A 26,720-nucleotide genomic window follows, 5' to 3' on the forward strand; every position below is an offset into this window, starting at 1 on the left:
TGAACTCCCACTCCGCCCATTTCCGTACTATTTTATATATTTTGATCGCAGTCTTAATATATCTTCTCCTTCACGAATGCCTGCCGATCCCTTCCTCACATTTTTTACGACAGTCCAATCTGGGTTAGTTTCATCACCGATGTTCTGTACTGTAAAGTTGCCATCACCATATTTCCGGTGACCTTCTGCCAATTTCTCCGTTAAATCATTCTCATTTGATCTCGCCATCTTTGCGCCATCTCCCTTTTTTATACAACCTTCTTAAACTGTCCAACCAATCACACGTCCAGTCAATTGGAGATTCTCGTTTTCCGCTTCTATTAATTGTAACACACTGTCGGGGATAAGTTCCGATAACGGTGCTCAATCTTACTAGAATGGTAAAAAGTTTTATAACATTCTAAGTGAACAATTGGGATAATACAGATGTAGATTTAAGTTCCATCATAAGCCTATTGATTCTTTAAATTAAACAAGAGAAATAGGGCGCATAAATGGCGCTCTTTTCTTAATGCACTTTAATCTGTTGTATATAATAATTATCATATGTTACTTTATATTTTTTACACTTCTTGCACATACATCAATTTTTAAACAAACAAAAAAACTTGTTATCAAAAGATAACAAGTTTTTTTTAGCGTCCCAGGAGAGATTCGAACTCCCGACCCGTCTTTAACCTAAATATATAAACACTAGTATAATCCATTTGTTGAATCGTTCATTGTTTCGGTCAACTGACCATTTGTTAAAATTCTACCTTATTATATACCTTATCGTCAAGATTATGCTTTTTCAATTAATTGACCTATTCCCTACCCCATATAATCAATTTCTAATTGAATTATAGTACAGTTTCTCGACGCAATCTTTTTCATAAGCAGTCAAAAAAATTATAAAACACATGCTTTTTCCTGTTATAATGTCTCTATTTCTAAATCTACTTCTAATTCTAGAGCTTCGTTACATGCCTTAAATAACATTTCAAACATGTCTTTACCACCACTTGTGTAAAAGTAATTAGATAAGTCTGTTATATCTGTTGAAATATTATCTCCCCATGGTGGTTGCTTAGATAAATCTTCAATATCCCATACTACTTCTGATGGTGAGAATAATTTCAATTTTTCACGAGCTTCTTTCGCTTCCTCAATCGCCTTTGGGATATTTTGAAGTGTTAACCTTCCATTATATAGTTCTTTCATTAAGTGTGGATATTTTGTTCCCCAACCTTCTTTTTCTAAATGAAAACTAATAGTTGAGAAAAATGAATGTACAAAATCCGATGTACCTAATCTATACCATAGAAAGTCTGCTTTAAATCCTGTTGCCATAAATACATCTCCTTTTCTATCTAGTCTCTTTCGATAGTCACCTTTAATTTACCGAATGTTCTCTGCGATAACTCTTCTTTAATCTCTTTCAAAGTTTGAACTGATACATTCTGACCTCTCGCATCAATAAAAGCTATCTGCTCTGCATCTTCAGGCAGGTTCTTTAATCTGTATTCAAACTGTTTCAGTAAAACATTAATTAACGAACGCTTCCCTCTTTCGGTAGTAAGGTTATAGTTCTTAACTTCCAAGCTGCTATTTAAGTCATGGTCAAAACCATCGGGTCTAGTGCTACCTTTGCTCGCATATGGTACTTCTTCTCTATCTTTAAATGATACTTGGTCTTTATAATTAGGGTATTTCTCGTATGCATGTTTCTCGGATTCACGCCAATGTGGTCTAGCAAACATGAGGTAACTGCTTAAATAATTACCCCAATTTCCCGACGAAGGTAGTGTACTAAGTATAGCTTCACCAGTTAAACCAACACCTGCAAGGGCAGGTTGTAAACGTGGTGGAGTAATCTGAGTTATTTTAGAGAATCTAGCTCCTCTAGCAAGTGTAGAAACTTTATCCAACCCTTTACCTCCAAGGAATCCTAACCCGGCTGATGTTACAAGGTAAGAACCCCAACGAAAACCACTTTCAACATCACCATGCCAAACATCATCCATAAAAGAATCTGAAAAGGCATTCCACATTGCAGGGAGAGTTTCCTCATAGTTAACAACTGCATCCCACATATTTGACCATGTTTCACCGTCACCTAACGCTTTAAATCCTTCCCAAGCATCTCCAACACCTTTTCCTGCACCATCATAAAGACCATCCCAAGCTTTCTCTAAATCAGATTTTGGTTTGCCACACATTGCACCTTCTTCAATTGAATTATCAGCCTGACGATTCCTATCTTCTGCAATCGCTTGAATAGAAGCCACCCACTCCATATTTAATTCTTTCGTACTAAATGTACCACTTGCAGGACTAAATCCTTTTCCACTTTGTACTTCTGCAAGACCTGTTGCAATACTAGCGGCTAGTTGAAGTGCTGTTGCGTAATTATTACTAGACGTTCGATTAAATTCATATAGATGTTCTAATTTTTCCTGAATTTTACGCCGCATCTCAATAAAAAGATTTACCATAGCGTCCATGCCCGAGATTGGCATAGCTTGATTGAGTGCTTCTGTACTTGCTATCATTCGGTCAATCTCTCGAATTTGTTCTAACAATCCTTGTTCAACTACATCTGTGGAAGCGACTTGTGATTGAAATTGATTTGGAAAGGCATCATTCTGACGTATTAATTCTTCACATAAATAAATGATTCCTTGTGCTAAAGGACGAAAAGTTTCTGCGAAGAATGCTTTTGCACTATCGTAAGTTTGCCCTTGTAGAACAGTATCGCTTGTAAAAGCATCAATCGACTGAATGGCTTGTTCCATACCTTGAATGGTAGCGGCACATACAGCGTTCATGCTATGAGTTTGGCTTTGTACTTCTCCCAAATACATATTTAAACTCATGCATTGCCCCTCCTTCTTTATAAAGTATTTTACAAGAAAATTATACTATGTCTGGTTATTTCACTGTGCCAAATATTTGAAATTACTAATAGGGAGAATGAATGCAATTAGTTACATAATTGAAAATAAAATTGTTACACAATTGTTGAGAAATATTGAAATTCAATTTCCATCAAATTATATTCTTGCTATTATTATTTATAAGAATATTCAAAAAGGGAGGGGATTTCATGGACGTTCTAATAAAGGGGAATGGACAAATTTCAAAACTACTTAACGAATGGTATCAAGAAATACGTTCACGTAATATAGATAATGCCCATTGTTTAAAAGAAGAAATTAATTCTATCATTCACACTAACGAAGCAGACCCAAAATTGTTACTCTACTATTACCTTTTAGATTTCGGTTATAAATATTTAGTGGATAATTTAAGCATTTCAAAAAATAGCTTTGATAAAATTGAATCTTTTAATATTCCCACAGATAACTTTTTATCTTACTACTACCATTTTTATAAGGCTATTCATTCTAACGCAATCGGTAATTATAGCCTTGCTAAAGAACATTATGATAAAGCAGCAATTTTACTTAAACACATTCCTGATGAACTTGAAAAAGCAGAATTTCATTATAACTTAGCAACATATCATTATCATATTTATCAAGCACTTTTAGCCATTAAGCATGGTACAAAAGCTAGGGACATATTTTCTAAACATGAAAGCTATGAATTAAAAACAGCCTATTGCGATAATTTATTAGGATTAGCTTGTACGCATTTAAGAGAATTTGAACTAGCTGAAGAATACTTTGTTACTGCAATGAACACATTCCAAAAGCAAAAAAATGAGAAAGCAATCTTACTAGTTCGTCATAATTTAGGCTTAATGTATGCGAGTCAAAATCTCTCTATTTCGGCAATTCGATACCTTTCAGAAGTTGTTGAAAAGAAACCTCATAATTATAAAGCTATTTTTGTTAAAGCCAAGGAACACGTCAAGCTAGGTGAAGAAGAAATTGCATCTCAACTCATTGAAAAAGGTTTAACTATCTGCAATGAATTAGGAAATCAAGAATATCAATACCGCTTTACAATTCTAAGAAAAATAAATAAAAAAGTTACTGCCGAAAAATTAGAACAAGCTGTGCTAGCAGGAATGAACTACTTTAAAAACGAAAGATTATGGGAGTATGTTCAAGAATACACGGAAGCAGTAGCAGTCCAATTTCATAACGAAGGAAACTTTGAACAAGGAAGTAAATATTTCTATTTAAGTTATGAAGCTAAAAAAGAAATTTTTAAAAAGGAGGCGTTAAAGTGAAGAAAGTATTATTAGGAATGCTATTGATTACAATTGTAACGATAGGCACACATACTTCAGTTAACACTCAAACAGCTATTAATATTATACAAGGTTTAGCTGATGGTGATACAGGTTGATTTATTAAAAACATAGGACGCTTACCTATTCTTAGGACAGCGTTCTTTTTTATCTAACTTTAACTTTGAAAGGATTGAACAACGAAAATGTTTGACGGACTAACAATAGAGACAACAGGCAAATTTACACCTGCATTGACTACAATTATAGCCACCTTACTTATACCAGCTGTATTATATAGTGTTAATCAACTTGTAATAGCGGCAACAACTAAGGAAGTTGGTAAATATGATTAACGTTTAATTCTTCTAAGTATTGCGTATCTGTTACGTGTAAATAGTAGTCATTTATCGTGCGCTCACGTAAGCCTGTCGCCTTCATTTGACGCACAACTATTTCGAGTGCTTTGTCGATTGTTAAATTAAATGTATAACGACCCTCTGCGTTCTCTTTCTTTCGTTGATCGTTTTTCAATCTGTCGCTAAAAATATTCGATAAGTCTTCGCTAATCGTTAAAGAATTGCGTCTTTTTGACATAAAAAAATAAGCCCCCTAACTCGTTAGCGACCGCACATTGTACGATTCAACTGACGAATTAGAGAGCTTATATATAGCGGATCTTGACGTCACCGCAATGGTTTTTTTAGCGTCCCAGGAGAGATTCGAACTCCCGACCGTACGCTTAGAAGGCGTATGCTCTATCCGGCTGAGCTACTGGGACATGGAGCGGGTGAAGAGAATCGAACTCTCGACCAGAGCTTGGAAGGCTCTTGTTTTACCACTAAACTACACCCGCATATGTTATTTTATTTTTCTTCGTTAGCGCCGTTGCCCTATCGACAATATTTATTATATGTATAACCATACATAAAGTCAACACCTTTTTTAAAAGAGGATAATTTTTCTTATCCTCTTTTAAAAACTGCTTGTTCAACTAGTTGTCCGTCTAATGTTTCAAAACGAACTTCCATTTGATTTTCATCCATTTCTAATAAAGCAAATGTCTTTTCTACACGCTGACGCGGTAATAAAATGCTGCCTGGATTAATAAATAAAACGCCGTCGATTAATTCTGCACCTAATACGTGAGAGTGTCCGAAGCATGCAACTTGCGCCCCTACCTCTTCTGCGTGGTACGCTAATGTTTGTAATGTCATTTTCACGTTATGACGATGTCCGTGCACAACTACGAAACGAATGCCATCTACATCAGTTACAATTTCGTCTTGAAAGTTAGCATAATCACAGTTCCCTTTTACAACATGGAAACCTTGCAGCTCTTCATGGGCAGGCGTTAGCTCTGAATCACCGCAATGAATCATGACATCTACTTTTCCTTCATATTTCTCTTTCAACTGCTGTAATTCCTTCACAGAGCTATGACTATCGCTTACGATTAAAGCTTTCATCAATCTCTCTCCCTTATTCTCCTAAAAACCATTCAGGGATTTTTTCTTCTAGCTTACGAAGAGCACGTCCACGGTGGCTAATGGCATTTTTCTCATCTGAACTTAGTTCCGCCATCGCTCTTTTATATTCTTCCACATAAAAAATCGGATCATATCCAAAGCCGTTTTCCCCGCGGCGCTGCTCTAAAATATACCCTTCGCACGTCCCGTTTACAATGACAGGCTTTTTATCCCCTTCAGGGAAAGCCACTGCTAATGCACAGTAGAAACGAGCTTTACGCTTTTCAAACGCTATTTCATTTAATTCTTGTAACACTTTATCAATATTCGCTTGATCATCTTTCGGCTCTCCAGCAAAACGAGCTGAATACACGCCTGGTTTTCCATTTAAAGCATCTACAATAAGACCTGAATCATCCGCGATTACGATCGCATTCAGCTGTCTACTCAGACTATCCGCTTTTAAGATCGCATTTTCTTCAAATGTTTCACCAGTTTCTTCGACTTCTTCAATATGAGGAAAATCGTGCAATGATTTTACTTCTAAATCAAATCGCTCAAATAACTCAGCAAATTCACGTACTTTCCCCATATTTTTTGTCGCTACAACAACTTGTTTCATACTTTCCACCTCTACTCTATATGAGATACGATGTCACCTAACGCTTCTTTTTGCATGTCAATCAGTTGGAAGATGCCTTGTTCCGCAGCATCAAGCAATTCATTTAACTGCGCTCTGCTAAACGTCGCTTCTTCTCCTGTTCCTTGCACTTCAACAAACTGGCCTTTTCCAGTCATAATCACGTTCATATCAACGTCTGCTTTAGAATCTTCTACATAGTTTAAATCTAAAACAACACCTTGCTCTTCAACAATTCCTACTGACGTTGCTGCTAAATAATCTTTTACTGGAATTTTAGATACTTTTTCTGCTTGTAATAACTTCTCGAACGCTAATACCATTGCTACATATGCACCTGTAATAGAAGCAGTTCTCGTTCCACCATCCGCTTGAATAACATCACAATCGATCCAAACTGTTCTTTCACCAAGTGCTTCTAGGTCAACTACCGCACGTAAAGCTCGTCCAATTAAGCGCTGGATTTCCATTGTACGTCCTGTTACTTTCCCTTTACTTGATTCCCTAATTGTACGTTGTTCTGTTGCACGTGGAATCATCGCATATTCAGCTGTTACCCAGCCCTTTCCTTCTCCACGCATAAATGGTGGGACACGCTCTTCAATTGTCGCTGAGCAAATTACCTTTGTATCCCCAACTTCAATTAATACTGACCCTTCTGGATTTTTTAAATAATTCGTATGAATATGTATATGGCGTAATTCTGTTTTCTCTCTACCATCTACTCGCATAAAAATAACCTCCTCATAACTACTTGTTAGTATAGCCAAATTTAAATGTATGATATGTATACAATAAAAGAAGGGGAACCAAAAAAGCAATTCCCCTTTCTTACTTAAGTATATCAAATTATTGAAGATTAAAAACTACCTGTATTCACGTTTTCTGGACGATCGACAGGTTTTATTAACTTTCCGCCCTTTTCATCTATAAGATTCGCCTTACCATTTACTTCAATAGAAACACTTTTCACGCCTTTCTTTTCTGTTAAAGATAAAACTAACGACTTCAATACGTAATTTGAAACCATATTTTTATCTGGGTTTATAAATATATTTTCATTAAAGTTTAATGTAAGATTTCCATCTTGTAACTTCGGATTCGTAATCAACTTAACTCCTGGATTAAAATCATTCAGAAGCGATTGATGAATCGGTCCTTTTACAAGTTCATCTATAATTGCTGCATAATCATTTTCTTTTCCTTCTACAACGCGGCGTGTTACTGGTACGTAGTATTGCTGCTTATTATTATTTTGTGCCATAAAATAAAGTGTAACAGGTTTTGTATTTGTTACATCCGCTACTTGTTCATCATCGAAGTTGATACCATTAGCACGGCTCACCCCTTCACCAAGTGGTGTACCACCAACAGGCATCTTCGCCAATTTCTCACCATTTATTTGGAACTGCACTTGTTTTATTTCTTTAAATTGCGTCAACGTCCAGGCTATTGACTCAACCATCTGACGCTCTTCCTCTTTTGCATAGTTTTTCATTTCTTTAGAGAAATCAATGACTGCCGTCCCATCTTTTTTCAAATCTAGTGTCATCGATGTATTCGCTGGAATGACTGCACGGAACCCATTCGGTAATAGATTCGTTACCGGTCCATCTTTCACAAGGTACTCTAACGTTTGCTGAATGACCTCATTTGCTTTCGGAGTAGGTATAGCTAACGTTTGCGGTACAACATAGCCATTTTTATCAACAAGGTATAGTTCTCTATTTACCGTTTGTCCTTGCTTATCTTTCTTAGCTACTTCTTTCTTTCCACCCTCTGTATACGTAACTTGTTTTGGCGGATCAATTTGTTCCGTTGCTTTCTCCTGATTTATAAAGCCACACCCTGTTAGTAAAACAGCGCTCACAGTAGCACCAACAACCCATTTAAAAGTGGATTTAGGCATGCCATTCCCCCCTAAAATCTAAGTTTGTACTATTATGTATACGAGCTGTTTCACTTTTTAGAACAAGCTGTGCTTCCTATAAACAAAAAAACTCCTGATTTCTCAGGAGCTCACTTATATGGATTCTACTATTATTCTTTTTCTAAATGAATATGTTTCACATTTTCAATCGGTTGACCGAACCATTTTGATGCAATTTCTTTAAATAGGCCTATTTTTCCTGTCGTTAAGAAGAGATGATCACTTTGTTCCTCTCCCTCATTCAACATTTTACTATGGTATAAAATTGTACTTACTTCGCGCGCTGTTTCATCACCTGAACTAATTAGTTGTACTTTATCTCCCATTACTTTTTTAATAACAGGACCTAAAATTGGATAATGTGTACAACCTAAAATAAGTGTATCAATATCAGTATTTTTCAGCGGTTGCAACGTTTCTCGTACAACTTCATACGCCATTTCACTTTCGAAATTTCCACTCTCTACAAGCTCAACGAAAGGCGGACACGCTAAACTTTCTACCATAACACGGTTATTAATAGACTTTAGCGCTTCTTCGTATGCACCACTTTTCACCGTTCCAATCGTTCCAATAATCCCAACATGATACGTGTTTGTCACTTTTAAAGCTGTACGTGATCCTGGGTGAATAACCCCTACCACTGGAATTGGTAATTGTTTCTGCATCTCTTCTAATACAACCGCAGTTGCTGTATTACACGCAATAACTAACATTTTGATATTTAAATCTAGTAAATGCTCCGTCATTTCCCACGTAAATTGACGCACTTCTTCTCGAGAACGTGGACCATAAGGGCAACGTGCCGTATCCCCTAAATATATAATACGCTCTTTCGGCAACTGACGAATTAATTCCTTCGCTACTGTTAAACCGCCAACTCCTGAATCGATAACACCGATTGCTCTATTCAACTTCATCACCCGTTTTCTCATTCATCATCTTTTTTTATCATTATATTTTACACACTTTAAGTTCGCTAACTTAAACTGCTTCTGTATGAAAATTTTCATTTGTACCTATATAGACTAGGACCTTTTTTATTTTGCTCCTTTTTTTCATAATTTGCAAGACAGAAAAATAACCGACCTTCTATATGAAAGTCGGTTTCTTCTATATAAAATGCGTATTTACCACGTTATTTGCCGGGTAGTAAGACCCCCACCTCAAAATTCAGCGAAAGCAAAGAAGTTAGGTGGGGATCGGGCTGCCCGTAAAAGCCCGATTGGTTTAACTAATAATTAGTGGGGGATGCCCCCACTAATTAAAGTTTCACTTTATTGCTCCATCTTTTTTTGGAAAGACGACATTCCTATTAATAAGAAGAAATGAGCAGAGATTAAAATGACGATTAAAATAAAATTCAAACGATAACTATTTGTAGATTCCATAATTTTGCTCGCTACAGCTGGTCCAAATGCCATACCGAAAAAATTAATTAAATTATATAAACCAAGACCGACTCCAACTTTAGCCGGATGTAATGTTTTCGGTATAAATGTATTTAATGATACTTGAATGGCTGAATAACTCATAAACGTTAAAATAATCGCCACTACAATAACGACTATGTTCCCATTCGGAATAAACCCCAAAATTAAAAAGCCAACGATCATAATGACAGACGCTACATAAATCATATTCACATTTCCAAACGAAGGGACAATCTTTCCAGTAATAAAACTAGATACAATACCAAAAAGTGATGCAACAAACAAAACAATTCCGATAACAAATGAAGACAATCCGTGCTCTCTGCCTAAAAGCAATGGTAATAATAATAAACTAGCACATAGCGCCACATTCATTATAAATCCGACCGCTATTAAACGAAAAAATGGTTTATTTGTAAACAACTCAATATCAATAAATGGATGCTCCGCGTTCTTCATACGAACCGTGAATAAAAATAAGAAAGCTACCGATAACATAAATAGCCAACTATTAATATTTACACCTAATAAAACAGTCGTAATGAACGCAAATAATAACACCGCTCCAATGTAATCAAAATGAAACGCTTCATCCGTATGCTGCGCTTCTTCTGGCATAAATTTTATAAGCAAGAAAATCCCAACTACTGAAATAACCATAAATAAAAATAAATATGGCCACCCCAATGTATTTGTAATAGCCCCGCCAACTAAAGGACCAATACCTATCGCTAATACAATAGAAGAACTAATCATCGCTAATGCACCTGGCTTCTTATCAGGAACAACTAATTTTGCCACTGCAATCATACTAAGCGCAATAAACGCCGCGCCCCCACTCGCCTGCACTAATCTTGCAAGAATGGTAATCGCATAAGATTGATTCATAAATCCAATAATAGAACCCGCTACAAATATGATAATTGAAATAATTAATAGTTTTTTTACACTATAACGATCAGCCAACTTCCCGTAGATCATCGAACCAATACCGACAACTAAGGAATACCCTACTACAACCCAACTTACTTTCGATTGACTAATGGATAAATCGTTCGCCATATCCTCTAACGCTACATTAAATAAAACCGCATTCATCGGTCCTAATAAAACGATAAAACATAATGTGAAAACAAACCATTTTGAATGGTTAATTATATCTCTCCCCATGTGTAACACCTCTCCTGATTGTAGTAACTGTAAATGAAAAATAAAGTGAAACTTTAATTAACAGGGGCTTCATCCACCGCTGATTATTAGCCTTCACCAATCGGGATCTTACTGCCCGGCAAATAGCGGGGTAAAGTTGTTTAGCTCCGCTATCACAACTAAACAACTTCATCAAATGTATAAATTTATCGCGCGACAAACTGAATTCGAAACGAAGCATGTATATTGTTCGATATTCATGGAACTATCATAGTTTCAGCATTACAGTTTGTCAACAAAAAGTATACAAAGTAAACTAATTAAGTATTTTTGGTTTACTTTGTTCAAAGATTGTTATACACTAATTTCGAATCCGATATAAGGAGGACTGACATGGATATTCAAATTTGCAATTTCTAACTTAATAAAATTAAGTAAATAAAGAACTTTTATATAGAAGAAACATTATAGGAGGATTATGATGAAGAAAAAAATGTTAGTTGTATTAACGAGCGTAGAAAAATATCCAAATTTAAATAGAGCGACGGGGCTTTGGCTTGGTGAAGCTGTCCATTTCGTTAAAAAAGTTGAAGAAGCTGGTTACACAGTAGATTATGTCAGCCCACAAGGTGGCTATACACCGATTGATCCTCATAGTTTAGCAATGGCGGAGAGCGTCGATTGGGAATGGTATCAAAAGAAAGAATTTATGAATCGTCTCGGTTCTACAATGAAACCGAGTGAAGTGAATCCAGCAGACTACGCTGCGATTTATTACGCAGGCGGTCACGGTGTAATTTGGGACTTCCCAGAAAATAAAGAACTTCAAATGATTAGCCGCAACATTTATGAAAATGGCGGAATCGTCTCCTCTGTTTGTCACGGAGCTGCTGGTTTATTTCATATCACATTAAATAATGGGGAACGCTTAATTAGTGGTAAAAAAGTAACAGGATTCTCAAATGAAGAAGAAAAACTAGTTGAATTGGATCAATTCGTTCCATTTTTAACAGAAGATGAACTCATTAAAAATGGAGGGCTTTACGAAAAAGCCGCGCAACCTTGGGAAGCTTACGCTGTAGAAGATAATCGTGTTATAACTGGTCAAAACCCAGCTTCAGGTGGTCCAGTAGCTGAATTAGTATTACAACACATAAAAAATAACATGTAATAAAAAAAGCAGGTTTTCCATTACTATAGGAAAACCTGCTTTTTTACGAAATCATTTGCAAAATAGCAATAACTTCTTTTTCAATTTCCGAATCATCAATTGCTTCTATATACTCTGGTTTAAAAAGTTGGTACTTCTTTAGTTGATAAAAATCAAGTATCGCTTTCTTTAACGTAATATCGTACTGAATACAAAAAGAATGATCTATAATACGTCTTAACATCACATCATCTTGCACCATAAATAATTGTGCGTTCATTTTATTAAAGTAGCCTTGTTCCATACCAGCTTCAAAAAACATTTGCAAATTATGATTACGATTTTGTTGTGCAGCAACTAACCGATCAGATAAGTGCGGATATGCCTCTTTCAAATCTTGTAAAAAGACATCAGAAATATATGTCACACATTTCAAAGAGTGAATAAACGTCTTTTGGAAACGTTCTGCAAAAGACATACTTTCATCTTGATTATCCGCATCTCCTTCAAGAAGGTAGTTCATAAAATCTTCTACCACCGCTTCAATAATCTCATCTTTTGAAGAAAAACGTTTATATAAAGTAGCTTTACTAATATCCATATATTTCGCAATTTCATCTATTTTCAATTGGCTAAAACTCGTTTTTCTAATAATGGGCTTTATTTTATTAATATAAGTATTTGCACACGCAACTTTTCTCATTAAAAGAGCCTCCCCTTTTGTCCATACAAAATAGTATAGCAAATTCACGATTAATTATAAATGAAGTCACTATACTCAATACATCTTTTTAGTTTAAGGGGGCATTTATACTATAGAAAAAGTGCCCGCTATCTTTATGAGTAGCGAGCACTTTTTCTATAATTTATTGACAGCTCTTCTTATAGCTTTCCCTATTTCCATACTAGACTGCGGATTTTGCCCTGTAATTAAACGCCCATCTACTACGACATGCGGCGTGAAATTTGGAGCAACATAAAACAAAGCTCCTTCTTCTTTCAATTTACTTTCTAATAAAAACGGCACTCGCTTTTCTAAATGTACAGCTTTTTCCTCATCATTCGTATAACCTGTTATACGCTTACCGGCAACAAAAAACGAGCCATCTTTATTTTTCACACCGACTAAAGAACTTACTCCGTGACAAACAGCCGCTACAATTCTGTTATTGTTGTACATATTCTCAATCAAATTTGCAACATATGGATTACCTGGAAAATCTACAATCGCTCCGTGCCCACCACCAAATAAAACTGCATCATAATCCGAAAAACTAACATTTGAGATTGGCTTCGTATTTTGCAATAAAGAAGCGACATACTTAAATTCACGAGGTATGCCATTTGGAATAGACACTCTATCAATAGGTACTTTACCGCCCTTTATCGACACAATATCAACATCGAACTTAGCCTTTTTAAACACATTATAAGGAGCTGCGAGCTCTTCCAACCACAAACCAGTCGGGTGTCCATTCATATTATGAGCGCTTGTTGAAACTAACAATATCCTTTTCAACATATCCCCTCCTTACTACCTATTTATGTATGAAATGTTCTTATCATTCATATAGCAAGCGGAAAAAACGATAACAACAAGCTGAACTTTTGTATAAAAGTCAACTTGTTGTTATCGTTTGAATTCTTTCGTACGAAGATTTTCACAACCTTATAACTTTTATCTCCAACGCCACGCAATCGTTTTATCCTCCATATGAATAGCAGGTATATCAATCCCTAAATACTGCTGATTATCCTCATCAAAAACAGACCAATTTCCTTCATATAAAAATTCAGGATCTATGCTTTCAAAATCAAATCCACTATCTTCGTCTACCATCTCACGAAAATATTTTTGGAACGGTTTACTATTTTCAGATAGACGAATTGTTCCATACATCCATGGCATGTCTCCAAAAACATCTTTAATTTCACCTATCTCCATATCCTTAAAATACAACTTCATATTTGCACCTTCTTATTCATAAATGACAAAGATACCTACCCTGAATGCCTCATCATGTTATAAAGTAGTTATTTTTAACGTTTCTTTCTTAAACATATCTTCCTTCTCAAAGTCTGAGATACCTTTTTAAGTTCAAAATATAAACAGAAAAATAGCCGACTCTTCATATAAAAGTCGGCTTTCTTTTTATAGTTCGAGCTCTCCCATGCGAAGAAGCTCAACAACTGCTTGTGAACGTCCTTTAACTCCTAGCTTTTGCATTGCGTTTGAGATGTGGTTGCGTACTGTTTTTTCACTGATAAAAAGTTCACCTGCAATTTCCTTCGTTGTTTTATCTTGAACCAGTAATTCAAATACTTCTCTCTCTCTCTTTGTGAGTAACGGTTTAGATTGATACGCTTTTTCCTTCAACTGGTATAAACCTCCTTGCTTAAGCCAGAGCCGTGTATGTGTAAGTTGGGTGTTTATTTAGTCAAGATATTGTATGAACGAAATGTGCGGGTGGTGAATGAAAATAGGCTTTATTTCACATGTTATTTTAGACTTTTATACAGTGCAGACACTCTTTGTATCCCACTCACTTTTCATTACGCCATATTTGTTCTAGTAATATGCTGACAACTGTACCTACGAACAAACCATTTCCGAATATATATTGCATAACAGACGGCAGTGATTGGAGTGCTCCAGACGGTAAAAACATAACACCGCTTCCAAATAATACAGAAACTCCTAAAACCGTTACATTCCTTTCGCTCATTGGCACTTGTTTTATATTATGAAACCCAATTCCAATTAACTGTACGAACGAAGCCATTAAAACCGCAGATGCGACAGCGGGTGGTAACGATGCTAAGTAACGAATAATATTTGGAAACAACGACATTACGACTAGTAACAAACATGCTAGTAAGAACGATCGTATATATTTTTGTTTCGTTAAACGTATAAATCCTGCCGTTGCTGGTAACGGCACGACACCTACAGTTGAAAATACAGAAGAAATGATATGCGAAATCCCTCCAACCCACGTACCACCCTTCAACTGTTTTTGTTCAATAGTCCCCTTTTGAATGGTAGCTTGATTAATTGCTATAATAGCTGCCACTGTATTTGAAACTAAAATACATACCATAACGAAACTGGATACAGCCATACCTGTATTCCACTTTGGAAGTCCCCAAGCAAATACATGTGGAAGTTGCACAAAATGAGTTACTTGAGATGGAATCGTCATTTTTCCTGCAATGAGAAAAAGAATCCACCCACTAATTAATCCTATTAAAACCGCATAACTTTTGACAAAACCTTTTCCGAAGTTAGATAGTATAATAACGAAAAGAAATATGCTAAACGCAATTATCGCTGTAAATCCATCGATTTGAGAAACAGTAGCAGTAATTCCTAGCATTCCTTTTAGAAATACACCGCTTAATTGTAAACATAATAAAAGTAAAAACGTCCCTGTCACAAGCGGCGTGAATAAAAATAAAATACGTCCGATAAAACCAGTGACTCCTAATCCTATTAAAATAACACCGGAAATTATCATTCCTAATTCTAAAATTTGCAACGTACTATGTAATTGATCTTGCCCGGCCGTTGCATAAGCAAGTACGGTAAATACTCCAACCCACGATCCAGCTGGTCCATCCGCAATTGGCAGTCTATGTCCAAGCCACCCTTGTAAAAAAGAAGATATACCAACTACAAAAAACGTACGCTGCATTAAATAAAATATTTCTTCCGTCGTAAGATGAAATAATCCGCCAACGACAATTGGTAGTGCAATTGAATTCGCTAATAAAAATATAAACCATTGCAAAGTTCCCATAATATGATTTTGGTTATGTTGATTGTCCAAATTTTTCATCCTTTCTAGCTTCCCTATAAGAAATATATTGCAAGCATAACAAAGAAGGGTTCTACACTCACAATTAGAACCCTCCTCAAAACATTCACACGATTCTTTTACACAAGATTATTTAATTCCACCTCATTTAAACTTCCAACAACAATATTTCCTTTATGCACAACTAAACGCTTCTCTGTTTGACGCGCTACCGCTTCAGCAGTACATGTTGCATTCGTCAAAACAAAACTCGCTTCATCTCCTACATTCGGCCATGCTCGCTTCCCTTCATTGTTTAACGTTTCTTTTCCACCCGTAATAAAGCGAAGGGCTTTTCCTAAAGACCTTTCGTCACTCCACCCAAAACGCTCTGCTAATCGATTTGCCTTTTGCAGCATATCACCTGTGCCAAACGGTGACCAATGATCAGTAATACTATCATTTCCTAATGAAACTTTCACACCTTTTTTATCTAATAACGGAATTGGGATTACTTGTTTCCCAATTGGCACCGTTGAAGTAATATCAATATTTAAAGCAGCTAGTCTTTCCGCCACTTCTTCAACTTCTTTATCCGTAACACCACCAAGTCCAAGTGCATGACTAATTGTTACGCGACCTTGCCATCCCGCTTCTTCTGTTAAACTTGCCAATCGCTTCATCGTAAACGTCCCAAGATTATTCGCATCATGCAGATGAATATCAACATCTGCATTAAATTCTACTGCGATATCCATAATGGTATGTAATGATTTTTCAATATCATTATCCACTGTAGCTGGATCCACTCCACCGACTAGATGCGCACCCATACGCATCGCATCTTTCACAAGTTGCACAGAATTGCTGCGCAATAATCCGTGTTGCGGAAAAGCAACAATTCTACCAGAAACCTGATTTTTATATGTTTCCAACGCCGCTAACGTCGCCTCCAAATTACCAAGTCCAATAATCGGATCAACATTACAATGCGTTCTAATATTCGTTGCACCATTTCGAAGCAATAACGCTAACATATTTTCCGCCCTATCTTGAGCAGTTGCTAATTGCTTCGGCAGAATTTTTTCTTCTTCATGAAAACGCGTAAAAATATTCTCTGCTGGCATACAAGCTTTCCAAGGACCACTATAATACGTCTTATCAATATGAATATGCATCTCTTCAAAAGCTGGCAAAATTAATAAACGCTTAGCATCAAGAATTAATACTCCTTCCTCTTGAACAGCCCCTGCTATCATTTTTTTAATTCGTCCATCTTCAATGAGTAAACTACATAACTCTGTTTCTGTTTGGGAAATTCTCCCCTCTTCATATGTATACCCTGATTCAAGCATTACGTTAGTCAGCCAATATACTGTCATCTCTATTTCCCCCACCCTTTATTAAAAGTTACCTCTTACTATAATTTTAATATCAACTGAAAATTAAGACAATTAATACGACTGTTTCCTAAAAAAAATGTCATACAACCTCATAGTCTTCTCATAAATTTCCATATAGAATAGAAGTATATAGCTTGGTATAAAGTGAAACTTTGATCAGTGGGGGGGTTGTTCATCCCCCCACTGATCATTAGTTAAACCAATCGGGCTTTAACGGGCAGTTAATCCCCACCTAACTTCTTTGCTTTCGCTGAATTTTTAGGTGGAGGTCTTACTGCCCGTTAAAGCGGGATAAAAAGGAGTGGATTGGAAGATGTCAAAAAGATTATGTAAATCCGAAACTGATAAAATGCTATTTGGTATATGCGGTGGTTTAGGGGAATATTTTGATATTAGCTCTACTCTCATTCGCATACTTTGGGTCATTGCTATTTTATGTTTTGGGACGGGGTTTTTAGTTTATTTTATTTGTTTATTACTTATGCCACGCTCTTACTAATAACATTCTTTCATCTATTTGAGCATAGCGTATAAAAAATCCCCTATAGATTTTTCTATAGGGGATTTTTTCATGAAGAATATTTCATCGTTAAATGTAATACTGCTACTTCATCTTCTTCATTTCTATAACTATGTTTTTTATTCGCTTCAAATTGAATAGAGTCAAACTCATTTAATTCGTATACATCGCTTTCTACTTGAATCGATACTTTCCCTTTCATTACTGTTACAAGCTCAATAGCACCTTCATGATGAGCTTCTGGTTCATATATACTATTCGATCTTAAACAAGCACGATGCATTTCCATCCCCGTTTCTTTCGTATAGCGGAACATCGTTTCTAAATGCCATGCTTGTCCTACATCTACTGCAAATCCTTCTCCGCAGCGCGCCACAGCTACAGGTTCTCCAACAACCATCAATCGCGATAAAGGAATCGATAACCCTTTCGTTATTTTCCAAATGACAGCTAACGTCGGATTCGTTTCGCCTCTTTCAATCTTTCCTAATGTTAATTTACTAACCCCAGTTTTTTGGGCTAATTCTTCTAAACTTAATTTTTGTTCATTTCGAATTTGTCTTAACAGCTGACCTACTTGCTGAATGACTTCTTTCGTTTGCATATCTTCATGTTCTTTCATCTATAAAACCACCTTAAAGTATAAAATAGTTTACTTTTATTATTTTTAAGTATATTATACTATACGTAATCATCAAATTCCGAAAGGAGTGCTATGCTTCATGCGCGCAATTTTATTAGGCCTTTTATCATCAGCCTTTTTTTCCGCAACCTTTATTATTAATCGAGCGATGAATGTATCTGGAACGAGCTGGGCCTGGACAGCTTCCTTCCGTTTTTTATTTGCTCTCCCTATTTTATTCCTTATCGTTTTATTTCGCAAAAACTTAAAGGGTTTATGGGAAGAATTAAAGAAACATCCATTAGCGTGGATCGGATGGGGGTCCGTTGCTGGTATTGGTTTCTATTCTTTATTAAGTTTCGCAGCTGTCTTTTCTCCAGCTTGGCTCGTTGCTGGAACTTGGCAAGTTACTATATTAGCAGGGCTACTTTTATCACCGTTATTCTTCGTTAAAATAGAAACGAAATTAGGCACAAAACTTGTACGCGGAAAAATTCCACTTCGTAGTTTATATGTCGCATTATTTATTTTACTTGGTGTAATTTGTATGCAAGCGACTGCAGCAGGTCATATTACAATGACTCAGTTCATTTCAGGTTTTTTACCTGTCGTAGTAGCAGCCTTCTTATATCCATTCGGCAACCGAAAAATGATGGAGCTTGTTGGCGGACGTCTTGATACGTTCCAACGTGTATTAGGAATGGCAATAGGAAGTCTACCTATAACAATTTTACTTGGTATATATGGATTTTCTACTACCGGTATTCCAACATCCAGCCAAATGTTGCAAGGATTTTTGTTAGCCTTATGTTCTGGCGTGATTGCGACGATGACATTTTTCTTTGCTACTGACTTAGCCAAAGATAACCTCTCTCTACTTGGAGCTGTTGAAGCAACGCAAGCTGGAACGATGGTCTTTACCGTGCTTGGCGAAATTGTTTTCTTGAATGGTTCATTTCCTGGTGGTCTTTCCCTACTTGGAATGATTATTATTATGTTAGGAATGGTTGCAAATAGCGTTTTAAACCGTTCTGCCCCAGTCGTTAAGCAGAAAAAAACTGCATAAAAAAGAGTATAGTTCTCTAACAAAGAACTATACTCTTTTTTTATTGTCCCCCTATTTCGCCTTATCAGAATAGTATTTCATTAGCTGTTTATACTAAAACCTATGTTATAATACGTTTCATGCGCAATATTAGGAGGTAAATTATGTTAAAAAAAGCAATCGCTGAATTTATTGGTACATTTGTACTTGTATTATTCGGAACTGGAGTAGCTGTCATTGGCGGCGGAATTGAAGGAATTGGAACATTAGGAATCGCTATGGCTTTCGGTCTATCTATTGTGGCTATGGCATATAGCATCGGAACAATTTCTGGATGTCACATTAACCCAGCAGTATCAGTAGCTATGTTCATCAACAAAAGAATGAACGCTATGGAACTTTGTTATTATGTATTAGCTCAAATTTTAGGTGGTTTATTAGGAACTGCAACGTTAGTAACGATTTTACGCTCTGCTAAAACACCTTTAGATAATTTAGGTCAAAATGGTTTTGGAACTCTTGGTTTATCTGGAGCATTTCTAGTTGAATTTATTTTAACTTTCGTATTCATTTTAGTTATCGTTGCTGTAACAGGTAAAAAAGGAAGTTCTTCTCTAGCAGGATTAGTAATTGGTTTCACATTAGTTTTAGTTCACTTATTAGGAATTCCGTTAACTGGAACTTCTGTTAACCCAGCTCGTAGTATCGCACCAGCTCTATTCGCTGGCGGAGAAGCACTTTCTCAACTATGGGTATTCATCGTAGCACCAATTCTTGGTGGTATCGTAGCAGCTATTGTTGGTAAATTCATTTTAAATACTGAAAAATAGAATTTTCAATATTTCTGAATAAAAAAAGGCGAGCCCTCATTATGAGGTTGCTCGCTTTTTTACTCTTTCATTTTAGACTTTAAGTTTGTAACTAATTGATCTACCGTTACATTTGCAAGTACGTTTTCCATCGCTTCTTGCGCTTGCATTAAAATAATTTCTAATACTGATTGAATATTAGCTCCTACTGGACATTCAATGTTGGGATTTTCATGGAAGGAAAATAGTTGTCCTTCTTCTACAACTTCCACTGCTTTATATACATCAAGTAATGTAATTTCTTCTAAATCACGAGCAAGTGTCGTACCACCTTTACCAGCTTGTACATCCACAAGTCCTGCTCTCTTCAACATTCCTGTAATGCGACGAATCACAACTGGATTTGTATTCACACTACCAGCAATCCATTCAGAGGTACAGCGAGAGTTTCGATCTATCGCAAGTAACGTTAACATATGAACACCTACTGTAAAACGACTACTAATCCCCATCTGCACACCCTCCTTTGTATTCATTCTATTAAAAGACGACTCTTATTATTATATACTATTTTTAATTTATACATAAAGAAAAAGCATGATTCCAATAGGAAATCATACTTTTCTCTCATTATTGACGCTTTATAAACTTCGCTAAATCTTTAAATTTCACTTTGTCTGAGTAATTCATTACGCCATTTACGTAAATGCGACTTGTAACAGCACTTAAAATACCGATTGTCGCTAAAAGCCCCGCCAATGTTATCATAATTTCTAACATACCAGTTTCACCAGCTACAAAGCGTGAGAATGTAACCATCGGGGTAAAGAACGGAACATAAGAGCTTATAACAACGATAGTACTATTTGGGTCACCTAACGATTTAAGACTTATAAAGAATGCTGCAATTATTAAAATTGAAATCGGTAGCATTACACCTTGCAAATCCTCCGTCTTAGAAACAACCGCACCAGCAGCTGCATACATCATCGCATACAGGAAATATCCTGTAACAAAATAAATTAGGAACATACCGATTATTTTTGCATCTAACTTTGTAACATCAATTACGCCAAATAAGGAACCATTTTCTAAATCTACCCACCCTAGTAAATAAGGAACTAAATAACCACATGCCAATATGACAAGTTGTAATAACGCCGTTGAAACAACCGCTAAAATTTTTGCATACATCATCGTAAGAGGTTTTACTTTCGGAATCATAACTTCCATAACGCGAGAAGCTTTTTCAGAAGCAATATTCATCGCAATTGTGCTTCCGAACGCAACAATAAACATATATAAAGCGAATATGAAGAAATATGCAATTCCGGCAGAGGCAGAACGATCTTTTATTGCTTCTTGTTTCACAGAAATTTCGGTTTGCAATTGTTGTGCAATTTCTGGTGAAACATTATGTTTAGCAACTGTTACCGCCATATATTTTCCCTTTAAATAACTAGCTATAATTGTAGAATTTGTTTCACTAGCGAACCCATTAAACATATACGTGACTTCTGGAACTCCATTCTTTTCAGTTACACGAAACAAACCGTCTAACTCGCCTTCTTCTACTTGTTTATGCAGTTTATTGAAATCTTCTTTTGAACCAATTGTTAATTTAGCTGATGGTAATAACTTAGTTAACTCTTCTTTTTGTATTTTATATGTAGAACTCTCTGTCACAACTGCAATTTTATCTTTATCCTTATTTTTATCATTACTTGAAGTAAAATGATTGAACGCAAAAATCCCAAAAACAATTAAAAATAAAATCGCGCTCATGATTAATGATTTTTTAGATAAAAATGCTTCCCTGAAATAAAATGAAAATACGTGAGAAAATTTACGCATCGTTATTTCGCCCTCTCTACAAAGATTTCGTTTAACGTCGGCTCTAACATTTTAAATTGTCGTAAGGTAACACCTTGTTCTTGCAATTGTTGTAAAATCTTTAGAGCTTCTGCATCATCTTGTACTTGCACATAAAGAAGGCCTTGTTGTTTTTCATAGGATACATGAATAGCTTCTAATCCCTTCGCATTTTCTTCTGTATCTTCAATCGTCAAATTACGGAAACCATACTCTTTTTTAATATCACTTAACTGGCCTTTTACGACTGCTTCGCCTTTTTTCAAAATACATACATGTTGGCAAAAAGCCTCTACTTGTTCCATACGATGACTAGATAAAATAATGGTCTTTCCGCTCTGTACTTGTTCTTCAATAATGCTAGCTAACATCCCAGCATTAACTGGATCTAGTCCGCTAAATGGTTCATCTAAAATGAGAAGTTCAGGATTATGAAGAAGGGCAGCAATTAATTGGATTTTTTGCTGGTTCCCTTTTGAAAGCTCTCCTGCCGTTTTAAATTTATATTCCGGTATCGCTAATCGCTCTAACCAGTGATCAATAGCCAGATCTACTTCTTTTTTCGACATTCCTTCTAATCTACCAAAATATCGCAACTGGTCTATTACTCTACTTTTTGTATATAAACCTCTTTCTTCTGGTAAATACCCAATCGTTACCCCACTAGTCCCAAATGATTTTCCATCCCATGTAATAGAGCCTTCATTAGGCGTTAATAATCCGAGAAGCATTTTGATTGTCGTTGTTTTCCCTGCACCATTTCGTCCAAGTAATCCTAGCACTTCACCTTTTGGTAACGAAATTTGCAAGCCATTAACTGCTTTTGATTCCCCAAATTGCTTCGTTAAGTTTTGAATTTGTAAACTCAAAGTATAAAGCCTCCCCTTTAATATCATTCATACTCTCTTTCAAAGACTATGTTTATTCAAGATAAAATATAGCACTACACTTCATCCTCTTAGTATGTAACATCTCCTTAATCCATCATTTGTTCTATTTAGTTAAAATTGTAAATAACATCATGTTATTTGTCAATTATAATTGTCATTTCGACAACTATAATTGACAAAATGATTTCCAACATTTTTCTCATCTTTCTAATATAGGACATACTACTATATATACAAAAGACAATATGCAAATGTTCATAAAAAAATTTTTATATTTTAATATATAATATAAGATGATTTTCTAACATCAAGGAGGATACATATGAAGATGAAGAGGGGTATTACCACTTTATTATCTGTAGCGGTTCTATCTACATCGCTTGTAGCATGTTCAGGAACACCAGAGAAAACAGTGGCAAAAGAAGAAAAAGTAAAATTAACAGAACAGCAATTAATGGCTGATTTATGGTATCAAACAGCCGGTGAAACGAAAGCACTTTACTACCAAGGATACAATATCGGTCAATTGAAGCTTGATGCAGCTCTTGCAAAAGGGACAGAGAAAAAGCCTGCTATCGTACTTGATTTAGATGAAACGGTTTTAGACAACAGTCCTCATCAAGCAATGAGCGTAAAAACAGGAAAAGGCTATCCGTATAAATGGGATGACTGGATTAATAAGGCTGAAGCTGAAGCCCTTCCAGGCGCAATTGATTTCTTAAAATATACAGAATCTAAAGGTGTAGATATTTACTACATCTCAAATCGTAAAACGGACCAACTAGATACAACAATTAAAAATCTTGAGCGTGTAGGTGCTCCTCAAGCAACGAAAGAACATATATTACTACAAGATCCGAAAGAAAAAGGAAAAGAAAAACGACGTGAACTCGTTTCACAAACACATGATATCGTCTTATTCTTCGGTGATAACTTATCTGATTTCACTGGTTTTGATGGAAAGTCTGTAAAAGACCGCAATCAAGCAGTATCAGATTCGAAAGCACAATTTGGTGAGAAATTTATTATTTTCCCGAATCCAATGTATGGTGATTGGGAAGGCGCTTTATATGATTATGATTTCAAAAAATCAGATGCAGAAAAAGATAAAATCCGTCGCGACAACTTAAAATCATTTGATGCAAAATAAAGAGGATGGCATTCGCCATCCTCTTTATTTTCCCTTCTCTGTTAAAGGCAAGATAAACACTTCCACACGCCTATTCTTTGCCTTTCCTTCTTGTGTATCGTTTGGAGCAATTGAACGGTATTCTCCGTAACCAATCGCACTAAATTTTTCTGGTTGTAATTCTTTATTTTGGAGTAATACTTGCATAAAATTAACTGCACGCTGCGTACTTAATTCCCAGTTCGATGCAAACTGCGCATTGGCAATAGGGACATTATCCGTATGACCAGATACTGTAATCTCACGAGGTGACGCTGAAACAAGTAAGCTAGACATCTCTTTTGCAATCCCTAGTGATTCTAACTTCACATCTGCTTTCCCCGAATCAAACAGCACATTCTCTAATATTGTCACCATTAATCCCTTTTCAGTTAATTTAGTTTGAAAAGAAGAGGATAATTGTTTCTCATTAATATATTGATCAATCTTTTTTTGTAATGCTTTCAATTCATCCATTTCTTTTTTTTCTTTTTCTCTAGCTTCTTCTTGTTTTTTTGCTTGTTCTGCCTCAAGGCTACTTGCTGATAATTCCTTTTCATCATTTGGCTTCTGATCACTTAAAAACTCTTTATTTCCTGTTCCACCTGCTAATTCGCTTCGAAATGCTACTGCCATCTGTTTGAACTTCGCAGCATCTATACTACTCATCGCAAATAAAACGATGAACAATGCAAATAACAACGTTAACATATCAGAATAAGGGATTAACCAAGTTTCATCGATATGTTCTTCGTGTTTTTTCTTTTTGCCTCTTCTATTTTTTTTACTCCGCATTTTTTTCTGCTCCTTTTTCTAGCTTTTTACGCTCAGTTGCAGAAAGTGCACCTAAAATGCGGTTCTTCATAATAAACGGATATGTACCCTCTTGTAACATTAATAAACAATCAATAATTAAACGTTTTTTCTCTAATTCAGCTGCAGATTTTTGCTTTAGTTTATTTGCAAATGGATGCCATAATACATAGCCTGAAAAAATACCAAAAATCGTTGCAATAAAAGCACCCGAAATAGCGTGACCTAACTTTTCAATATCAGTTAAATTGCCAAGTGCAGCTACAAGACCAATAACAGCACCTAAAACCCCTAATGTCGGTGCATATGTACCAGCTTGAGAAAAAATTGCCGCTCCTTTTGCATGCCTTTCTTCAATCGCTTCTAATTCAGCTTCTAAAATTTGCTCTAAATCTTCTGCGGATACGCCATCAATCACAAATTTCATACCACGCAAAAGAAATTCATCTTGAATTTTGTCTAATTGTTGCTCTAAAGACAAAATACCGTATTTTCTACTTTCTGATGTCCAATGAACAAATAATTCTAGCAACTGTTCATAACTTAAATCCTTTTTATTTGAACCAAAAAGAACTTTAAATAATTTTGGAACCCTTTTTAGTTGATTCATCGGAAATGCGATACATACTGCAGCAAATGTACCGATAAAAATAATTAATGCTGCGGCAGGATTCAATAAGGAATTTACGTCAGCGCCCTTGACGACCATCCCTACTACCACTGCTACAAACCCTAAAATAAGTCCAATAATTGTTGCAAAATCCATTCCCATTCACTCCTAGTCTATACAAGAAGTTCTTTATTCTCGATAATCGCTACATCTTCTTATGTATATATATTACATAAAAAATTCATTTCATGAAAGATAAGAAATGAATTAAATAAAAAAATACTACAATTTCACACATTTTCTGACATTTTCTTTGCATTTCTATTACGTTACGACTCTTATATTTCTTTTTCAACAAACTAGACTTATAATAAAAACAATACATATTTTATTAAGAAAGGACTGTGATTACAAGGCATCATGAAAAAGATAATCATTATTTCTGCCACTACTATTGTAATCGGTATCACTTCTTTCGCTTACTTTGGTTCTAAATCACCACTACAAAATGGGGCAAAAGCTGTCGAAAGTCAACAGCATAGTAATCACCAAAAAGAAGAGATTCCTGCTTTTCCGAAAGCTGATCATAATGCAAAGAAGCTAGACAATGATTTTTCCGTTGTAACAAATCCAGAGTCTAATCTTGTCTTAGTGAATAAACATCGAAAACTACCAGACGGATACATACCTGAAGATTTAACAAGACCAAACGTACCATTTACTAGTCCAAAAGATAAAGAAAAAACGCTACTGCGCAAAGATGCTGCAGATGCGCTTGAAAATATGTTTGTAGCGGCAAAGAAAGAAGGACTTGAACTTACAGCTGTATCTGGTTATCGTTCATACAAACGCCAAAAATCATTACATGATACATACGTTAGACGTCAAGGAAAAGCTGAAGCTGATTCAGTAAGTGCCATTCCTGGTACGAGTGAACATCAAACTGGTTTAGCAATGGATATTAGTTCAAAATCTGCTAAATTCCAATTAGAGCCTATTTTTGGAGAGACAGCCGAAGGAAAATGGGTTGCAAAACACGCCCATGAATTTGGCTTTGTCATTCGTTATTTAGAAGATAAAACAGAAACAACAGAATATTCATATGAACCGTGGCATTTGCGCTACGTTGGAAACCCGTATGCTACATACATATATAAACATCATTTAACATTAGAAGAAGCGATGGAAGACAAAAAATAAGAGAGCAAATTGCTCTC

29 protein-coding genes, 2 tRNA genes and 1 pseudogene are annotated in these 26,720 nt (G+C 35.7%); 8 read left to right on the plus strand and 24 right to left on the minus strand.

Annotated features, from left to right (window positions below):
- Positions 1-27 precede the first annotated feature (27 nt).
- The 3 genes from JDS82_RS12895 to JDS82_RS12905 all read right to left on the minus strand — a co-directional run bounded on the left by JDS82_RS12895 (position 28) and on the right by JDS82_RS12905 (position 2,858).
- Entirely contained in the window at positions 28-228 is a 201-nt protein-coding gene (locus JDS82_RS12895) for a hypothetical protein (RefSeq protein WP_000124458.1), read from the minus strand.
- Between the two features lie 687 nt (positions 229-915).
- On the minus strand, positions 916-1,332 hold the full coding sequence (locus JDS82_RS12900) for an immunity 70 family protein (protein WP_075312506.1): 417 nt from the start codon (positions 1,330-1,332) through the stop codon (positions 916-918).
- A gap of 20 nt (positions 1,333-1,352) precedes the next feature.
- Positions 1,353-2,858 carry a T7SS effector LXG polymorphic toxin gene (locus tag JDS82_RS12905; RefSeq protein ID WP_199713424.1) on the minus strand — a complete coding sequence of 502 codons (1,506 nt, stop codon included), beginning with the start codon at positions 2,856-2,858 and terminating at the stop codon, positions 1,353-1,355.
- A 230-nt stretch (positions 2,859-3,088) separates the two neighbouring features.
- Between JDS82_RS12905 and JDS82_RS12910 the strand changes: the two genes are divergently transcribed.
- Complete coding sequence (locus JDS82_RS12910; protein WP_075312502.1) at positions 3,089-4,183, plus strand: response regulator aspartate phosphatase; 1,095 nt, start codon at positions 3,089-3,091, stop codon at positions 4,181-4,183.
- The gene (locus JDS82_RS30065; protein ID WP_000756801.1) at positions 4,180-4,302 is read left to right on the plus strand and encodes a hypothetical protein; all 123 of its coding nucleotides are present in this window, start codon (positions 4,180-4,182) and stop codon (positions 4,300-4,302) included. Before JDS82_RS12910 ends, JDS82_RS30065 begins: the two co-directional genes overlap by 4 nt.
- A gap of 220 nt (positions 4,303-4,522) precedes the next feature.
- Here the strand turns inward: JDS82_RS30065 and JDS82_RS12915 are convergent.
- From JDS82_RS12915 to JDS82_RS12955, 9 genes and pseudogenes are all read right to left on the minus strand, one after another.
- A pseudogene (locus JDS82_RS12915) lies at positions 4,523-4,780 on the minus strand (tyrosine-type recombinase/integrase); the annotation flags it as partial.
- A 110-nt stretch (positions 4,781-4,890) separates the two neighbouring features.
- Positions 4,891-4,964 (minus strand) — tRNA-Arg (locus tag JDS82_RS12920).
- A 1-nt stretch (position 4,965) separates the two neighbouring features.
- Positions 4,966-5,039 (minus strand) — tRNA-Gly (locus JDS82_RS12925).
- A 109-nt stretch (positions 5,040-5,148) separates the two neighbouring features.
- Complete coding sequence (locus tag JDS82_RS12930; protein WP_000645515.1) at positions 5,149-5,652, minus strand: metallophosphoesterase; 504 nt, start codon at positions 5,650-5,652, stop codon at positions 5,149-5,151.
- 13 nt (positions 5,653-5,665) lie between these two features.
- On the minus strand, positions 5,666-6,274 hold the full coding sequence (locus JDS82_RS12935) for an XTP/dITP diphosphatase (RefSeq protein WP_000815937.1): 609 nt from the start codon (positions 6,272-6,274) through the stop codon (positions 5,666-5,668).
- 11 nt (positions 6,275-6,285) lie between these two features.
- Positions 6,286-7,023 (minus strand): ribonuclease PH, encoded by a 738-nt coding sequence (rph, locus tag JDS82_RS12940; RefSeq protein WP_001261774.1) that lies wholly within the window; start codon positions 7,021-7,023, stop codon positions 6,286-6,288.
- 128 nt (positions 7,024-7,151) lie between these two features.
- Positions 7,152-8,201, minus strand: a complete 1,050-nt coding sequence (gerM, locus tag JDS82_RS12945) for a spore germination protein GerM (protein ID WP_001126754.1) — start codon at positions 8,199-8,201, stop codon at positions 7,152-7,154.
- 131 nt (positions 8,202-8,332) lie between these two features.
- Positions 8,333-9,142 (minus strand): glutamate racemase, encoded by an 810-nt coding sequence (gene racE / locus JDS82_RS12950; RefSeq protein WP_000774000.1) that lies wholly within the window; start codon positions 9,140-9,142, stop codon positions 8,333-8,335.
- A 357-nt stretch (positions 9,143-9,499) separates the two neighbouring features.
- Entirely contained in the window at positions 9,500-10,825 is a 1,326-nt protein-coding gene (locus JDS82_RS12955; protein ID WP_199713425.1) for an MFS transporter, read from the minus strand.
- Positions 10,826-11,285: 460 nt separating this feature from the next.
- Here JDS82_RS12955 and JDS82_RS12960 point away from each other — a divergent pair, with 460 nt between their 5' ends.
- Positions 11,286-11,975 (plus strand): type 1 glutamine amidotransferase domain-containing protein, encoded by a 690-nt coding sequence (locus JDS82_RS12960; RefSeq protein WP_064469310.1) that lies wholly within the window; start codon positions 11,286-11,288, stop codon positions 11,973-11,975.
- Between the two features lie 43 nt (positions 11,976-12,018).
- Here the strand turns inward: JDS82_RS12960 and JDS82_RS12965 are convergent, their stop codons facing one another.
- The 6 genes from JDS82_RS12965 to JDS82_RS12990 form a co-directional block, all read right to left on the minus strand.
- Entirely contained in the window at positions 12,019-12,657 is a 639-nt protein-coding gene (locus tag JDS82_RS12965) for a TetR/AcrR family transcriptional regulator (protein ID WP_001233004.1), read from the minus strand.
- A 156-nt stretch (positions 12,658-12,813) separates the two neighbouring features.
- On the minus strand, positions 12,814-13,476 hold the full coding sequence (locus tag JDS82_RS12970; protein WP_199713426.1) for a type 1 glutamine amidotransferase domain-containing protein: 663 nt from the start codon (positions 13,474-13,476) through the stop codon (positions 12,814-12,816).
- Between the two features lie 156 nt (positions 13,477-13,632).
- Entirely contained in the window at positions 13,633-13,920 is a 288-nt protein-coding gene (locus JDS82_RS12975; protein WP_000780756.1) for a hypothetical protein, read from the minus strand.
- 186 nt (positions 13,921-14,106) lie between these two features.
- Complete coding sequence (gene gerE, locus JDS82_RS12980; protein WP_000659484.1) at positions 14,107-14,331, minus strand: spore germination transcription factor GerE; 225 nt, start codon at positions 14,329-14,331, stop codon at positions 14,107-14,109.
- Positions 14,332-14,497: 166 nt separating this feature from the next.
- Positions 14,498-15,793 carry a purine/pyrimidine permease gene (locus tag JDS82_RS12985; RefSeq protein ID WP_000792694.1) on the minus strand — a complete coding sequence of 432 codons (1,296 nt, stop codon included), beginning with the start codon at positions 15,791-15,793 and terminating at the stop codon, positions 14,498-14,500.
- A 98-nt stretch (positions 15,794-15,891) separates the two neighbouring features.
- Entirely contained in the window at positions 15,892-17,133 is a 1,242-nt protein-coding gene (locus JDS82_RS12990; RefSeq protein WP_064056506.1) for an amidohydrolase family protein, read from the minus strand.
- A gap of 334 nt (positions 17,134-17,467) precedes the next feature.
- On the opposite strand from JDS82_RS12990, the gene JDS82_RS12995 reads away from it, so the two are divergent.
- Positions 17,468-17,653 (plus strand): PspC domain-containing protein, encoded by a 186-nt coding sequence (locus tag JDS82_RS12995; protein ID WP_000044335.1) that lies wholly within the window; start codon positions 17,468-17,470, stop codon positions 17,651-17,653.
- Positions 17,654-17,723: 70 nt separating this feature from the next.
- Here JDS82_RS12995 and JDS82_RS13000 read toward each other — a convergent pair whose 3' ends face one another.
- Positions 17,724-18,296, minus strand: a complete 573-nt coding sequence (locus JDS82_RS13000; RefSeq protein WP_000658052.1) for a helix-turn-helix domain-containing protein — start codon at positions 18,294-18,296, stop codon at positions 17,724-17,726.
- Positions 18,297-18,396: 100 nt separating this feature from the next.
- Here JDS82_RS13000 and JDS82_RS13005 point away from each other — a divergent pair, with 100 nt between their 5' ends.
- Together JDS82_RS13005 and JDS82_RS13010 are read left to right on the plus strand one after the other, a co-directional pair.
- Positions 18,397-19,362 (plus strand): DMT family transporter, encoded by a 966-nt coding sequence (locus JDS82_RS13005; protein ID WP_061672422.1) that lies wholly within the window; start codon positions 18,397-18,399, stop codon positions 19,360-19,362.
- Positions 19,363-19,505: 143 nt separating this feature from the next.
- Positions 19,506-20,171: an MIP/aquaporin family protein gene (locus JDS82_RS13010; protein WP_000913204.1), complete on the plus strand. Its 666-nt coding sequence runs from the start codon at positions 19,506-19,508 to the stop codon at positions 20,169-20,171.
- Between the two features lie 59 nt (positions 20,172-20,230).
- Here the strand turns inward: JDS82_RS13010 and JDS82_RS13015 are convergent, their stop codons facing one another.
- From JDS82_RS13015 to JDS82_RS13025, 3 genes are all read right to left on the minus strand, one after another.
- The gene (locus JDS82_RS13015) at positions 20,231-20,662 is read right to left on the minus strand and encodes an Rrf2 family transcriptional regulator (protein WP_000512998.1); all 432 of its coding nucleotides are present in this window, start codon (positions 20,660-20,662) and stop codon (positions 20,231-20,233) included.
- Positions 20,663-20,780: 118 nt separating this feature from the next.
- Entirely contained in the window at positions 20,781-22,004 is a 1,224-nt protein-coding gene (locus JDS82_RS13020) for an ABC transporter permease (protein WP_001224961.1), read from the minus strand.
- Positions 22,005-22,006: 2 nt separating this feature from the next.
- Positions 22,007-22,891, minus strand: coding sequence for an ABC transporter ATP-binding protein (locus JDS82_RS13025; protein WP_000058125.1), 885 nt, complete (start codon positions 22,889-22,891; stop codon positions 22,007-22,009).
- A 343-nt stretch (positions 22,892-23,234) separates the two neighbouring features.
- Between JDS82_RS13025 and JDS82_RS13030 the strand changes: the two genes are divergently transcribed.
- Positions 23,235-24,062, plus strand: a complete 828-nt coding sequence (locus tag JDS82_RS13030; RefSeq protein ID WP_199713427.1) for a 5'-nucleotidase, lipoprotein e(P4) family — start codon at positions 23,235-23,237, stop codon at positions 24,060-24,062.
- A gap of 24 nt (positions 24,063-24,086) precedes the next feature.
- On the opposite strand, the gene motB is transcribed toward JDS82_RS13030, so the two are convergent.
- Positions 24,087-24,875 (minus strand): flagellar motor protein MotB, encoded by a 789-nt coding sequence (gene motB, locus JDS82_RS13035; RefSeq protein WP_001256743.1) that lies wholly within the window; start codon positions 24,873-24,875, stop codon positions 24,087-24,089.
- A complete protein-coding gene (motA, locus tag JDS82_RS13040; RefSeq protein ID WP_000344855.1) occupies positions 24,865-25,659 on the minus strand; it encodes a flagellar motor stator protein MotA in 795 nt (264 codons plus the stop codon). Before motA ends, motB begins: the two co-directional genes overlap by 11 nt.
- A 264-nt stretch (positions 25,660-25,923) precedes the next feature.
- Between motA and JDS82_RS13045 the strand changes: the two genes are divergently transcribed.
- Positions 25,924-26,703, plus strand: a complete 780-nt coding sequence (locus JDS82_RS13045) for a M15 family metallopeptidase (protein WP_000720198.1) — start codon at positions 25,924-25,926, stop codon at positions 26,701-26,703.
- Positions 26,704-26,720 lie beyond the last annotated feature (17 nt).

This window comes from Bacillus cereus group sp. N14 (genome assembly GCF_016483555.1).
In the GTDB taxonomy this organism is placed as follows: domain Bacteria; phylum Bacillota; class Bacilli; order Bacillales; family Bacillaceae_G; genus Bacillus_A; species Bacillus_A wiedmannii.

Coding starts and splice junctions, on each gene's coding strand:
- JDS82_RS12955 (WP_199713425.1), bottom strand. CDS start 10,825: ATGGGGAGAGATATAATTAACCATTCAAAATGGTTTGTTTTCACATTA.
- JDS82_RS13015 (WP_000512998.1), bottom strand. CDS start 20,662: ATGGGGATTAGTAGTCGTTTTACAGTAGGTGTTCATATGTTAACGTTA.
- gerM (WP_001126754.1), bottom strand. CDS start 8,201: ATGCCTAAATCCACTTTTAAATGGGTTGTTGGTGCTACTGTGAGCGCT.
- JDS82_RS12960 (WP_064469310.1), top strand. CDS start 11,286: ATGAAGAAAAAAATGTTAGTTGTATTAACGAGCGTAGAAAAATATCCA.
- JDS82_RS13020 (WP_001224961.1), bottom strand. CDS start 22,004: ATGCGTAAATTTTCTCACGTATTTTCATTTTATTTCAGGGAAGCATTT.
- motB (WP_001256743.1), bottom strand. CDS start 24,875: ATGCGGAGTAAAAAAAATAGAAGAGGCAAAAAGAAAAAACACGAAGAA.
- JDS82_RS12970 (WP_199713426.1), bottom strand. CDS start 13,476: ATGTTGAAAAGGATATTGTTAGTTTCAACAAGCGCTCATAATATGAAT.
- JDS82_RS13010 (WP_000913204.1), top strand. CDS start 19,506: ATGTTAAAAAAAGCAATCGCTGAATTTATTGGTACATTTGTACTTGTA.
- motA (WP_000344855.1), bottom strand. CDS start 25,659: ATGGATTTTGCAACAATTATTGGACTTATTTTAGGGTTTGTAGCAGTG.
- JDS82_RS12910 (WP_075312502.1), top strand. CDS start 3,089: ATGGACGTTCTAATAAAGGGGAATGGACAAATTTCAAAACTACTTAAC.
- JDS82_RS13005 (WP_061672422.1), top strand. CDS start 18,397: ATGCGCGCAATTTTATTAGGCCTTTTATCATCAGCCTTTTTTTCCGCA.
- JDS82_RS12990 (WP_064056506.1), bottom strand. CDS start 17,133: ATGACAGTATATTGGCTGACTAACGTAATGCTTGAATCAGGGTATACA.
- JDS82_RS12995 (WP_000044335.1), top strand. CDS start 17,468: ATGTCAAAAAGATTATGTAAATCCGAAACTGATAAAATGCTATTTGGT.
- JDS82_RS12975 (WP_000780756.1), bottom strand. CDS start 13,920: ATGAAGTTGTATTTTAAGGATATGGAGATAGGTGAAATTAAAGATGTT.
- JDS82_RS13000 (WP_000658052.1), bottom strand. CDS start 18,296: ATGAAAGAACATGAAGATATGCAAACGAAAGAAGTCATTCAGCAAGTA.
- JDS82_RS12965 (WP_001233004.1), bottom strand. CDS start 12,657: ATGAGAAAAGTTGCGTGTGCAAATACTTATATTAATAAAATAAAGCCC.
- racE (WP_000774000.1), bottom strand. CDS start 9,142: ATGAAGTTGAATAGAGCAATCGGTGTTATCGATTCAGGAGTTGGCGGT.
- JDS82_RS12905 (WP_199713424.1), bottom strand. CDS start 2,858: ATGAGTTTAAATATGTATTTGGGAGAAGTACAAAGCCAAACTCATAGC.
- JDS82_RS12985 (WP_000792694.1), bottom strand. CDS start 15,793: ATGAAAAATTTGGACAATCAACATAACCAAAATCATATTATGGGAACT.
- JDS82_RS12930 (WP_000645515.1), bottom strand. CDS start 5,652: ATGAAAGCTTTAATCGTAAGCGATAGTCATAGCTCTGTGAAGGAATTA.
- JDS82_RS12900 (WP_075312506.1), bottom strand. CDS start 1,332: ATGGCAACAGGATTTAAAGCAGACTTTCTATGGTATAGATTAGGTACA.
- rph (WP_001261774.1), bottom strand. CDS start 7,023: ATGCGAGTAGATGGTAGAGAGAAAACAGAATTACGCCATATACATATT.
- JDS82_RS12935 (WP_000815937.1), bottom strand. CDS start 6,274: ATGAAACAAGTTGTTGTAGCGACAAAAAATATGGGGAAAGTACGTGAA.
- JDS82_RS12895 (WP_000124458.1), bottom strand. CDS start 228: ATGGCGAGATCAAATGAGAATGATTTAACGGAGAAATTGGCAGAAGGT.
- JDS82_RS13045 (WP_000720198.1), top strand. CDS start 25,924: ATGAAAAAGATAATCATTATTTCTGCCACTACTATTGTAATCGGTATC.
- JDS82_RS13030 (WP_199713427.1), top strand. CDS start 23,235: ATGAAGATGAAGAGGGGTATTACCACTTTATTATCTGTAGCGGTTCTA.